Annotated in this window: 9 protein-coding genes; 3 read left to right on the top strand and 6 right to left on the bottom strand. The window is 72.2% G+C overall.

Annotation, left to right across the window (positions count from 1 at the left end; translation table 11 throughout):
* Positions 1 to 147: 147 nt before the first annotated feature.
* Entirely contained in the window at positions 148 to 606 is a 459-nt protein-coding gene (locus H516_RS0105155; protein ID WP_022888652.1) for a PPOX class F420-dependent oxidoreductase, read from the top strand.
* Positions 607 to 643: 37 nt separating this feature from the next.
* On the opposite strand, the gene H516_RS18440 is transcribed toward H516_RS0105155, so the two are convergent.
* Complete coding sequence (locus tag H516_RS18440) at positions 644 to 4312, bottom strand: TM0106 family RecB-like putative nuclease (protein ID WP_033196873.1); 3669 nt, start codon at positions 4310 to 4312, stop codon at positions 644 to 646.
* Between the two features lie 129 nt (positions 4313 to 4441).
* Entirely contained in the window at positions 4442 to 5062 is a 621-nt protein-coding gene (locus H516_RS0105145) for a TetR/AcrR family transcriptional regulator (protein WP_026378450.1), read from the bottom strand.
* A 78-nt stretch (positions 5063 to 5140) separates the two neighbouring features.
* Between H516_RS0105145 and H516_RS0105140 the strand changes: the two genes are divergently transcribed.
* Both H516_RS0105140 and H516_RS0105135 read left to right on the top strand, forming a co-directional pair.
* A complete protein-coding gene (locus H516_RS0105140; protein WP_022888649.1) occupies positions 5141 to 6175 on the top strand; it encodes an agmatine deiminase family protein in 1035 nt (344 codons plus the stop codon).
* Positions 6172 to 7896 carry an amidase gene (locus H516_RS0105135; RefSeq protein ID WP_022888648.1) on the top strand — a complete coding sequence of 575 codons (1725 nt, stop codon included), beginning with the start codon at positions 6172 to 6174 and terminating at the stop codon, positions 7894 to 7896. The genes H516_RS0105140 and H516_RS0105135 overlap by 4 nt, the downstream gene beginning before the upstream one ends.
* A gap of 52 nt (positions 7897 to 7948) precedes the next feature.
* Here H516_RS0105135 and H516_RS0105130 read toward each other — a convergent pair whose 3' ends face one another.
* The 4 genes from H516_RS0105130 to H516_RS0105115 all read right to left on the bottom strand — a co-directional run bounded on the left by H516_RS0105130 (position 7949) and on the right by H516_RS0105115 (position 12210).
* Entirely contained in the window at positions 7949 to 8479 is a 531-nt protein-coding gene (locus H516_RS0105130; protein ID WP_022888647.1) for a hypothetical protein, read from the bottom strand.
* A gap of 272 nt (positions 8480 to 8751) precedes the next feature.
* Positions 8752 to 10353 carry a molybdopterin-dependent oxidoreductase gene (locus H516_RS0105125; RefSeq protein WP_022888646.1) on the bottom strand — a complete coding sequence of 534 codons (1602 nt, stop codon included), beginning with the start codon at positions 10351 to 10353 and terminating at the stop codon, positions 8752 to 8754.
* A 73-nt stretch (positions 10354 to 10426) separates the two neighbouring features.
* Positions 10427 to 11122, bottom strand: a complete 696-nt coding sequence (locus tag H516_RS0105120; RefSeq protein ID WP_026378448.1) for an alpha/beta hydrolase family protein — start codon at positions 11120 to 11122, stop codon at positions 10427 to 10429.
* 5 nt (positions 11123 to 11127) lie between these two features.
* Entirely contained in the window at positions 11128 to 12210 is a 1083-nt protein-coding gene (locus H516_RS0105115) for a DUF2207 domain-containing protein (protein ID WP_022888644.1), read from the bottom strand.
* Between the last annotated feature and the right edge of the window lie 72 nt (positions 12211 to 12282).

Below are 12282 nucleotides of genomic sequence, written 5' to 3'. Positions count from 1 at the left end.
GCGGTCGGGGTTCGCTGCAGTGGAGGAAGTCACACACATACTGTACGCATTACCGGTCTGGGGTATTCCCGAGCGGAGAGCGCCGTTGTGCGCGACATCGAAGGAAATCGCAGGAATGCGCGGGCGCCGGAGCGGGTTCGCCCTGACATGACGAAGAACGCCGGGCCCGTCCCGCTCACCGAGACCGAAGCCTCCGAGCTGCTCGCCGCACAGAGTTTCGGGGTGCTCGCCACGCTGAAGCGCGACGGGCAGCCCCACCTGGCCACCATGCTCTACGGCTGGGACCCGTCGGAGCGCATCGCCCGCTTCTCGACGACGAGCACGCGTCTGAAGACGACGCACCTGAAGCGCGATCCGCGGGCGACCCTGCACGTCTCGGCCGACGACCACTGGTCGTTCGCCGCGGTCGAGGGTCGCGCGGAGGTCTCTGCCCCGACCGTCGAGCCGGGCGATGCGATCGGGATCGAGCTGCTGTCGATGGTGCCGGAGGCCGCGCGTCCCGCAGACCCGAGCGCATTCTTCGCCGAAGCGGTGGCCGAGGGCCGGGTCGTCATCCGCCTGCGTCCGGAGCGGCTCGGTGGAACCCGTCTCGACTTCGGCGACTGATCGCGCAGCGGCCTCGCCCTGGCTCGGGCAAGGCCACTCAGCTCGCCGCGCTCGCCGCGGCGGGCTGCGACTCGCCGGAGTCGACGATGCGCGACTCGCGCGGGCCGGTGGGTCGTGGGGCCGCCGCTCCGACGAGTCGCATGAACGCGCTGAGTTGCGCGACCCCCTCGGCGCGGTGGGGGAGTCCGTCGAGGAGCCCCGGCGAGTAGACGAGGTACGCCGCCCACTTGGCCCGCGAGATGGCCACGTTCAGTCGGTTCTTCAGCAGCAGGAACTCGAGACCGCGTGGTGCGGAGTGCGCCGAGGACGCCGCGAGCGAGACGATCGCGACGACCGCCTCTTGACCTTGGAACTTGTCGACCGTGCCGACCGGGACCTCGGTGAACCCGGCGGTGTCGAGTGCCTCGCGGACGGTGGCGAGTTGCGCGTTGTAGGGCGTCACGACGATCAGGTCGCGCTGTTCGAGCGGGCGCGGCGCGGCGGCGATCGGCACGGTCGATGAGTCCGCGGCGTCCCTCCAGGTTCGGCCGACGAGGGAGCGCACGAGGTGCACGACCGACTCGGCCTCTTCGGGCGAGTACGTCGAATTGCCGTCGTGCAAGACGGGGACGGCGGTGACGCCGGGCGCGACGCCGTCGAGCGAACGATGCTCGGCGACCGGGTGCGAGCGCAACTCGCCCTCGTACGAGAGGCGCGACACCGGGCCCGCGACCGCCGGGTGCATGCGGCGGCTCTCGGCGAGGAAGTAGCCGTACTCGGCGGGCAGCACGTCGTGGCCGTCGGCGACCCAGCCGAGTGCCGAGGCGTCGACCGGTTCGGGATGCAGGGCCTGGCTCACCTGCGGCAGCTGCTGCGGGTCGCCGAGCAGCAGCAGCCGCTCGGCCGAGACGGAGACCGCGATCGTCGAGGCGAGCGAGAACTGCCCGGCCTCGTCGATGACGAGCAGGTCGAGCGAACCGCGGGGCACCCGTCGGACGTTGCAGAAGTCCCAGGCGGTGCCGCCGATGACGTAGCCGCCGGGGCGGTCGCCGGTGAACGCGGCGACGCCGTCTTTGGTGCTCAGCGCCGTGAAGCCGTGAGCGCCGGCCTGGCCTGCGTCTTTCAGATGCTTCGCGACGAGTTCGCGATCGAGCCCGGCGGCGTTCACGACCGCATCGAGCACGTTCTCGACGACCGAGTGCGACTGGGCCACGACGCCGATGCGCCAGCCGTGGTCGCGCACGAGCGCGGCGATCACGTGCGCGGCGAGGTAGGTCTTGCCCGTGCCGGGAGGCCCCTGCACCGCGAGGTACGAACGATCGAGCCGGCGAACGGACTCGACGACCGCAGGCACGTAGTCGTGGTCGTCGCCGAGGGGGACGAGCCCGCCCGCGGCGCGCGGCGGCCTGCGCCGCAGCACGTCCATCGCCGCGCCGGGCGGCAGCTCGGCCACGCGCCCGGGGATCGGCGCCGCCCACTCGGCGATCGCGTCGCGCAGCGCGTCGGCCCGGGGCGGAGCGCCGGGCGCGATCGCGAGCGGGAGCTCGGTCCACGTGATGCCGGGCTGACCGCGCTCCTCCACCCGGACCCCGTCGTCGGTGATCTCGATGACGGTGGCGTTCGACCACGCACGCTGGCCCGGCCGGGTCGACTGCGAGGGGAACGGCGCCGGCCAGTCGTAGAGCAGGAACACTTCGCCGCCGACGCTGAACCGTGAGCCGGGGGCGACGCGGCCGTCGAGTCGCAGTTCGCGCCGTGCGCTCTGCCACCGGGGCTCCTCGTACCACTTGCCGACCGCCTGCGAACGGGCCGGGTCGACGACGAGGACGTCGCGGTGCTCCTCCCAGCTCTCGAGCGGCTGGTCGCTGCGGAGGTAGTGCGACCACCAGAAGCTCTTCGCCTCGCGGGCGTGGTAGTCGATCGCCGCGGAGGCGAGGGCGAGGGCCTCGGTATCGGCGTCGCGGAGCGAGCCTCCGACGAGGTGCCGGTGCGTGGCCGCGCGTTCGTCGCGTTCGCGCACGATCGCCCTCAGCTGAAGCGCGAGCGGCGAGGCCTCGTAGATCTTGCCCTCGGCACGGTCGGCGAGCATCGACGCGGCGACCGGGCGGATGCCCTCGCGGGCGCCGACCGCCAGCAGCCAGTCGCGCAGGCGCAGGGTCGACACGCAGTCGTAGCGGTTGTAGTCGGCGAGGTCGGCGAGGATGCGGGTCGCCTCCTCGGCGGCCGTGGCGTCGCCCGTCGCGCGCGCGGCGGTGCGCAGTTCGCTCGCCCGCACGTACTCGGTGATCGAGTCGGCGCCCGATTTCACCTCGGCCTCGCGCAGCTCGGAGCCCATGTAGAGGGGTTCGAGCTTCTTGATGGAGTACGAACGACTGCCGACTCGAACCGCGCGCTTCACGATCGGGTAGAGGTCGACGAGTACGCCGTCGGCGAGCAACTGGTCGACCTCGGCCTCACCGACGCCGTGCCGCGCGGCGATGGCGGTGAGGTGGGTGCGCTCGTAGCTCGCGTAGTGGAAGATGTGCAGCCCGGGGTGCACCTGCCGGCGCAGCTTCACGAGCTCGAGAAACCCCAGCAGTGCCTCGCGCTCTTCGGCGAATGAATGCGCCCAGAACGCGGTGAAGGTCTCGGCCTGGTCGACCATGCCCCACAAGTAGTCGAGGTTCCAGCTGGTGCCGTCGCCCTCGGTATAGAGCGGGTCGCCTTCGAAGTCGAAGAACAGGTCGCCCGGATTCGGCTCGGGAATCGCCGCGATGGCGCGGGAGTCGCGCACTGCGACGGGCGGGGGCAGCGGCGGGTCGCCCTCGTGCCACGCGCCCGAGGCGGCCGCCTCGCTCGCCTCGGCCTCGGCGCGCAGTTGCAGCCGTGCCTGCTCGCGCAGGTTCTCGAGCGTCGCCTCCATCAGGTGGGGCACGGGCCCCTGCGACGCCGCGAGCTCGTCGATCGTCGTGATGCCCGCCGCGGCGAGCGGCTCGCGCTGGGTCACCCGCATGCCGCCGACCATCAGCACATCGCGTCGCGCCTGCACCTCGAGCTCGCAGCTCGGGCACCGGCCGTCGTGGTCGTACCGCGGGTCGCCCCACGCGACCGGTTCGGTGTCGGCGACGCGGTCGGCGACGATGCGCTGAAGGCGGACGACCCGTTCGCGGTACACGGGCAGGATGTCGTCGAGCCGGTGCACGCTCACCGTGCCGTCGCCGAGGAGGAGTTCGACGGTGTCGTCGATCGGGACCTCGAGGCGGCGGAGCTGCTCGGCGTAGGAGGCGAGCTGGAGGAGCGCCGTCACCCGCGCTCGCCGGGCGAGCTTCGCGTCTTGCACGCGGTAGCGCCCGTCGGGCTGGCGCACGATGAAGTCGGCGAAGCCGATGAACCCCTGGCGCGGAACCGGCTCGTCGCTGAAGGTCGCCTGGAACACCACGGGTGCTCCCGCCCGGAACGCGGCGATCGTCGCCTCGACCGCGGCGGCGACCGCTGCAGGGTCGCGCACGTCGGGCCGCTCGATCTCGACGACGGCGTCGCCGAACTCGGCACGATAGCCCTCGAGCAGGCGGATCTCGTGCGCGTCGCCGAGCTCGCCGGCGCGGCGCAGCATGGGGTCGTCGAGGGGGGCGAACAGGGTGTCGCGCCCGAGCTTCACGTCGAGCTCGCGGAGGAAGGCGAACTCGCAGTCGCTCGCCTTCTTCAGATCGCTCGCGCTCGTGACCACGGAGCCGTTCGAGAGGTACATCGGGCTCCTTCGTTCGGATGCCTCAACGGTACCCGCGGGCACCGACATCGCGCCGAGGGGCGCGGGGGTCGGGGCCTCGATGCTCCGCTGCGCTCGCCACTCGATCACCGGGGCTGCGCGCTTCGCGCATCACCCGAGCGCGCCTCGGGAGAGGCCGAGCATGCCCTCGACGGCGTGCAGCGTCAGCGCGGCGCGCCCGCCGGTGTCGCCCCAGCGCACGAGCGCCTGCGCGTTGAGCCCGTCGACCATGCCGAGCAGCTGCCAGGCCACCCCCGCCGCATCGTCGGTCTCGAAGTCACCGGTGCGCACGCCGGCGGCGATGACGCCCCGCAGCACGGCCTGCCAGGCGTCCATCTCCTCGCGCACCGCGCGCGCGAGCGTTTCGTTGCGTCGGCCGAGCGCCCAGGCCTCGACCCACACGACGGTCACGTCGTCGCGGGTGCCGTCGAGCACGGTGCGGATGAGCGCGCCGAGCTGCACGCGCGGCCCCTCGACGGTCGCGAGCAGCGCCTCGATCTCGATGATCTCGGCCGAGACGACAGCCTGGAAGGTGCGGGCGATGAGCGTCTCCATGCTCGGCACGTAGTGCGCGACGAGTGCGGGGGCGACACCGGCGGAGGCGGCGACGGCGCGGAGCGTCACGGCCGCCAGGCCCTGTTCGAGTGCGAGGTCGCGCGCGGCGCGGGCGATGTCGTCGGCGCGCTCGGCGGGCGACTTGCGGGCGGCGCGCACACGGGTCGGCGTTGACATGATTCCTCATTGTATGTAGTCTCACCACATTATTGATCAAACGGTCAATAATTCCCCCGTCGAAGTGGAGAACCTCGTATGAGCTGGCGCATGCCGAGCGAGACCGCACCCCACGAGCGCACGTGGATGGCGTTCCCGCGCGAGGGCATCACCCTCGGCGAGGAGACCGCCGAGCGCGAGGAGGGCTACGCCGCGTGGACGGCCGTGGCCCACGCGGTCGCCGAGTTCGAGCCCGTCACGATGGTCGTCGACCCGAGCGAGCTCGCGCGTGCCCGTCGCATGCTGAGCGGCGACATCGAGCTCGTCGAGGCGCCGCTCGACGAGTTCTGGATGCGCGACTTCGGCCCCACCTTCGTCATCGACGACGAGCACCCCGGTGTGCTCGGCGCGGTCGACTGGACCTTCAACGGCTGGGGCGCCCCCGAGTGGGCCGAGTGGCGGAAATCGGCCGAGATCGCCCGCGTCATCGCCCCGCTCGTCGGCGCCGAACTCGTGTCGAGCGTGCTCGTGAACGAGGGCGGCGGCATCCACGTCGACGGCGAGGGCACCGTGCTCGTCACCGAGACCGTGCAGCTCGACCCGCGCCGCAACCCCTACGCCGACAAGGCCCGCGTCGAGGCCGAGCTCGCCCGCACGATCGGTGCGACCAAGGTCGTCTGGCTGCCCCGCGGCCTCACCCGCGACTACGACGAGTTCGGCACGAACGGCCACGTCGACATCGTCGCCACCATCACCTCGCCCGGGACGCTGCTGCTGCACTCGCAGCAGAACCCCGAGCACCCCGACTTCGAGGTCACGCGCGAGCTGCGCGCCCTGCTCTCCGAGCAGACGGATGCCGCGGGGCGGCGTTTCGACATCGTCGACCTGCCCGCGCCCGAGGCGCTCCGCGACGAGGAGGGCTTCGTCGACTACAGCTACGTGAACCACCTGGTCGTGAACGAGGGCATCATCGCCTGCGGCTTCGGCGAAGCGGCGGCGGATGCCACGGCGCGCGAGATCCTCGAGGCGGCCTACCCCGGCCGTCGTGCCGTGACCGTCGATTCGCGCCCGATCTTCGCCCGTGGCGGCGGCATCCACTGCATCACCCAGCAGCAGCCGGCGGTCGGCCGATGAGCGGGTTCGACGTCGTCGAGGCGTCGATCGCCGAGCTGCGGGAGGCGCTCGAGTCGAGTCGCGTGTCGGCGGTCGATCTGCTCGACGCGTACCTCGCCCGCATCGCGGCGTACGACGCACCCGGAACGGCGACCGCGCTGGGCGCGCTCGTCGTCATGAACCCCGAGGCCCGGGCCGACGCTGCGGCCTCCGACGCCCGGCGCGCCCGCGGTGACGTACGGGGGCCGCTCGACGGAATCCCGTACACCGCGAAGGACAGTTACCTCGCGAAGGGACTCACGGCGGCGTCGGGTTCGCCCGCGTTCGAGCACCTCGTCGCGCAGCGCGACGCCTTCACGATCGAGCGGCTGCGTGCGGCGGGCGCCGTGCTCATCGGGCTCACGAACATGCCCCCGATGGCGAACGGCGGCATGCAGCGCGGCGTCTACGGCCGCGCCGAGAGCCCGTACAACGCCGAATACCTGACGGCCGCGTTCGGCTCGGGTTCGTCGAACGGCTCGGGCACCGCGACGGCGGCGTCGTTCGCGGCGTTCGGGCTCGGCGAGGAGACCTGGTCGAGCGGACGCGCGCCGGCGTCGAACAACGCGCTCTGCGCGTACACGCCGTCGCGCGGCGTCATCTCGACCCGCGGCAACTGGCCGCTCGTGCCGACGATGGACGTCGTCGTGCCGCATACCCGCACCATGGCCGACCTGCTCGAGGTGCTCGACGTCATCGTCGCCGACGACGCCGAGACGCGCGGCGACTTCTGGCGTGCGCAGCCGTGGGTGGCGCTGCCGGCGACCTCGAAGGTGCGGCCCGCCTCGTACCCGGCGCTCGAGGGCGCGGATGTCTCGGCCGCGCGCGCGGCGCTCGCGGGCAAGCGGTTCGGGGTCCCCGCGATGTACGTCAATGCCGACCCGGTCGCCGGCACCGGCGACCACGTCGGCATCGGCGGCCCGACGGGTCGGCGCATCGAGACCCGCGCTTCGGTCATCGCCCTGTGGGAGGCCGCGCGCCGCGACCTCGAGGCAGCCGGAGCCGAGGTCGTCGAGGTCGACTTCCCCGTGGTCTCGAACTACGAGGGCGACCGGCCGGGCACGCCGACGATCGCGACGCGCGGGCTCGTCTCGCCCGAGTACCTGCGCCGCGAGATCATCGACCTGTCGGCGTGGGCGTGGGACGACTTTCTGCGCGCGAACGGCGACCCGGCGCTCGACCGCCTCGCCGACGTCGAGGGAGCGACGATCTTCCCCCACCCCGAGGGCGCAATGCCCGACCGCTACGACGGGTTCGACGACGACATCGCGACGTACCCGGCGCAGGTGCGCGAGCACCCCGTCACTTCCTTCACCGAGATCCCCGAACTCGAGGCCGGCCTCCGCGGACTCGAGGAGACGCGCCGCATCGACCTCGAGCAGTGGATGGAGGAGCTCAGCCTCGACGCCGTGGTGTTCCCGGCCGCGGCCGACGTCGGCCCTGCCGACATGGACGTGAACGAGGCCTCGGCCGACCTGGGCTGGCGCAACGGCGTGTGGGTCTCCAACGGCAATCTGGTGCCCCGCCACCTCGGCATCCCGACGGTGACGGTGCCGATGGGCACGATGGCCGACATCGGCATGCCGGTCGGGCTCACCTTCGCGGGGCGCGCCTACGACGACTCCGCGCTGCTGACACTCGCCGCGGCCTTCGAGGCGACCGGCGCCCGCCGCAGCGAGCCGCCGCGCACGCCGCGCCTCTGAACTTGCAGGCGGTGGGTTTCGAGACGCGTCCTCCTTCGTCGGGCGCTCCTCCTCAACCCGCGGTCCACTCGGAAAGGGGCGTCGAGCTCGCGCGGGCGCGCTCGAGGGCGGGCCGGTCGAAGAGTTCGAGTCGTGTCGCCGATTCGACGTGCACCCGCGTGCGCAGCAGCTTCGTGGCGATGCGCTCGAGTTCGTCGGCCTCCCCGCCACCGCGGTGCAGTGCGGTCGTCACGAGGAGTTCGACCGGGCGCGGCGGCATCCACGGCGTCTCGTCGTCGATCTCGTCGTCGCCGCCCGCGACACCATCGCTTCCCTCGTCGCCGAGGTGGAGAACCCTGATGTCGCTCGCCTCGCGCTTCGCGAACACCCGGATCAGCTCGTCGCGACGAATCATGAGTCGGTCGGCGATCGGAAGCTCGTCGAACGTCACCCGACCGTCGATCCTCACGATCGAGCCTCGACGCTCGGCGTACTCTGCGATCGCGTCGGCGACGACGTACGACTTGGTCGTATCGAGAAGATACGCCAGGTCGGTGATCGCTCGGTGCGTCTGGTCATGGACTCGGATGGTTCGCGTCGGCATGCTGATCCTCGATTGCGTGGGTCGAGGCCGTCAGCCGTGCGGGGGTGTTCCGCTGGCGGACGGCGTGCACAAGTGGCCTTGTGGACGACCGGGGTGTGGCGTTGTGGAACTGTGGACGTCTCGGGTGTGGAGTTGTGGAACTGTCGATCTCCTCCATGGAGCGATACTCCCTCCGGACACGTCGCCGCGCCACGCCGAACAGGATCCTGTGGAGTTTCGGGGGACCATCCAGGATGTCGAGGACCGGTGCCGCGACCGACTCGTGGAGGCGATCAGCGCACGTCGAACGAGATCTCGTGGAGGCCGGTCGCACCATCGGGCACGACGCCCTGCTCCTCCGCCGTCTGCACTTCGCCGTCGGCCCCGATCGCGCGTACGCGGGCGGTGTGGGTTCCGGGCGAGGCATCCGGCCATTCGTAGCGCCACTGCACCCACGTGTCGGCCGAGATCGCGGTCGCGAGCATCGTCGGGCGCCACTCGCCCTCGTCGAGCTGCACCTCGACGGCGTCGATGCCGACGTGCTGGTGCCAGGCGACGCCCGCGAGTACGGCGGTGCCGACGGCGACCGACTGACCGTGGCGCGGAACGTCGATGCGGGATTGCAGCTTGATCGGGCCACGGGCGCTCCAGCCGCGGTCGGTCCAGTAGGCGTCGACGGCGTCGAAGCGGGTCACCTCGAGCTCGACCAGCCACTTCGTCGCCGAGACGTAGCCGTAGAGACCCGGCACGACCATGCGCACCGGGAACCCGTGCTCGAGCGGCAGCGGCTCGCCGTTCATGCCGACCGCGAGGATCGCGGCCCGGTCGTCCTGCAGCACCTCGAGCGGCGTCGAGGCGGTGAATCCGTCGATGCTGCGCGAGAGCACCATGTCGGCCTCGGCGAGCGGGCGGGCCCGCGCGAGCAGTTCGCGAATCGGATGCCCCAGCCACACCGCGTTGTCGATGAGGCTGCCGCCCACCTCGTTCGAGACGCAGGCGAGCGTGGTGACGCTCTCGTCGAGGGGGAGGGCGAGCAGTTCGTCCCAGGTGAGCTCGACCTCGCGCTCGACCATCCCGTGGATGCGGAGGCGCCACTCGGCCGGATCGACGAGCGGGACGGCGAGGGCGGTGTCGATGCGGTAGAACTCCCCATTCGGAGTGATGACCGGGGCGAGTCCGTCGATGCCGAGCTCCGCGCCGGCCGGCACCGACACGGTCGTCGCCGGAGCGGGCAGCCTGATCGCGTCGCGCACGGCCGAGAGCGCCCTCCCGCCGGCGCGCAGCGCCGCACCCGAGACCGCAGCGAGCACGCCGATCGCCGTCGCGCCGCCGGCCCACACGAGAAACCCGCGGCGGGTCGAGGAGGAGCGAAGCGACGTCTCGAGACCTGGTTGGGTCGGATCGCCGGGTTTCGAGACGTTCGCAGGCGCCCCCTCCTCGACCAGCGAGCCCCGCAACCGCCCGAGCAGCACCCGCAACGCCAGCACCGCCGCGAGCCCGGCGACGAGCGAGGGCACCACGGCGAGGAGCGGCGCATTCGCGCGCGTCGCGGCGGCCACGGCGCCGACCACGCCGAACAGCCCGAGCACCACCTGCCCCCACGGCGGCCGTCGCACCTCGAGCACCCCGGCGGCGCCCGAGACGACGAGCAGCACCACGCCGATGCCGATGAGCAGTGCCGGCTTGTCGCCGGTGCCGAAGAGTGCGATCGCGGCGTCCTTCGCCCACGGCGGTGCGAAGTCGATGAGGGCCGCGCCGACCACGACGAACGGACCCGACTCGGGCGCGATGATCGCCGCGGTCAGTTCGCCGAGCCCAACGCCGAAGGCGGCCGCGGCGACCCCCGCCGCAGCGGGCGGCAGCCACGTGCGGCCGGCATCGGGGGTCTCGTTCATGCCGCCAGCGTACGCCGCGAATCGATCCCGACGAGGTCGCACCGGAACGGCGTTCGTGAACCGTAAGATCCGGTCAGCCGTGCGCGCGAACGAACTCAGCGGTCGGCGCCGCGAGGCCTGCCCCGATCTCGGCCGCGGGGCGCTTCGCGCCCTTCACCTCGAAGGAGTGGTTGCCGCCCTCGATCCACTCCACGACGGCGTTCGGGCCGACGCGTTCGGCCACCTGGTCGAGCTGTTCGTTGGGAATCGCGAACGGGTCGTTGCGCCCCTGCAGGAACAGCATCGGCACCGTGATCCCGGGCAGGTGCTCGTCGCGCGGCTTCTCGGGCCTGCCCGGCGCGTGCAGGGGGTACCCGAGGAAGACGAGCCCCGCGACATCCAGGCCCTCGGCGACGGCCATCGACGCCATGCGCCCGCCGAACGACTTGCCCGCCGCCCAGATCGGCGCGCCGGCACGGCCTGCTTCCGTCGCGCGCGCCGTCGCGACCGCGACGACCTCACGCCATGCGGCGATCGCGGCCGGCGGTCGGTCGGGGAACCTCCGCCCGGCCTCCCGGTAGGCGAAGTTGAAGCGCAGGGTCGCGAAGCCGGCATCGTTGAGCGCGCGCGTGTAGCCCGACATGAAGGGATGCTCCATGCCCGCCCCGGCGCCGTGGGCGACGACGATCGTGGCCGCAGACGGCGTCGCGCCCGCCGCGCGCCCGGCGATCGCAGAGACGGGGCCGCCGTCGAGTTCGACGGTGAGGCGCTCCTCCGACTCGGTCGGCATGTCGCTCATGCTCCGAACACCTCGAAGATGCCGCCGACGCCGTCGACGACCGAGCCTGCGCCGTCGACGAGGTCGCCCACGGCCGCGGTCAGCTGGACCACGCCGCCGACCGCATCGATCGCCAGCGCGATGTCGGCGGTCACCTCGACGAGGTCGCCGAGCGTCTCGCGGTTCGTGTGCGCGAGCGTCTCGGCCTCGAGCTCGAGCTTCGCGATCCACTCGCGCTCGAGTCCGAAGAGCACCGCGTACGGCAGCAGGCGTTCGTTGAGGTGGAACCGCGCGAGCGGTGCGGATGCCTCGTCGCCGGCGTGGGCGAGCGGCGGCGGCACCGTGGCATCCGATCGCAATTCGGCGCCGCTCGGCGATTGCAGCGCGCGCAGCCGATCGGCTTCGGCGACCTCGAGATAGCGGTGCAGCCCGACGAGGTGCTCGCGGACCGGGGTCGCCGCGGGAAGGAACCTCCGCCACCAGGCCGGGGTGATGAAGATCGTGGCGATCGTCGCGGCGAGGGCGATGAGCGTCGCGACGAGTGCGGGCAGCTCGCCGCCGATCAGCGCGAAGACGATGAACAGCGCCTCGACGAGCATGCCGAGGTACGCGAGCACGGTGAGCGTCGTGCCGGGCCAGCTGACCCGGCGCTCGGCGATGAGCCTGTCGCGGGCGAGACCGTGCTCGGCGTTCAGGAGAAGGGTCTTCAGCCGGCCGGCCAATGCCCGGCGGTCGGCCGAGAATCGGCGCAGGCGCGTGGCGGTGTGCTCGGGGCCGAACAGGGCCTCGAGCAGCGCCGTCTCGTCGGCGGTGAGCACGGCGCCGTCGGCGAGTTCGACGCCGATCGGCTCGCGCGTGCCCTGCGCGCCGGCGATGAGGCGCACCTTGCGCTTCACGGCGAGATCGATGAGTGCAGCCGAAGGCGCACGGCGGTCGGCGTCGACGAGGAGGGCGTCGCGGAAGACGGTCGACCCGCGCGGGGGCGTGTACTGCACGACCGGGGCGTTCACCCGCTGCGCCGCGATCACGCGCGCGACGATCCCGAGCACCAGGATGACGCCGGCGGGCACGACGGCGAGGAGGACGACGGCGGTGAGCACGCGCCCAGTCTAGGGATGCTGCGGGGCACCGCGCCGGACTCGCCGGAGCTTCGGCGCCCGATGTCGCAGGGG

This window comes from Agromyces italicus DSM 16388 (assembly GCF_000421545.1).
Lineage (GTDB): Bacteria > Actinomycetota > Actinomycetes > Actinomycetales > Microbacteriaceae > Agromyces > Agromyces italicus.
The sequence above is the reverse complement of the archived record's forward strand: the minus strand, read 5'-3'. Positions and strand labels throughout refer to the sequence as shown.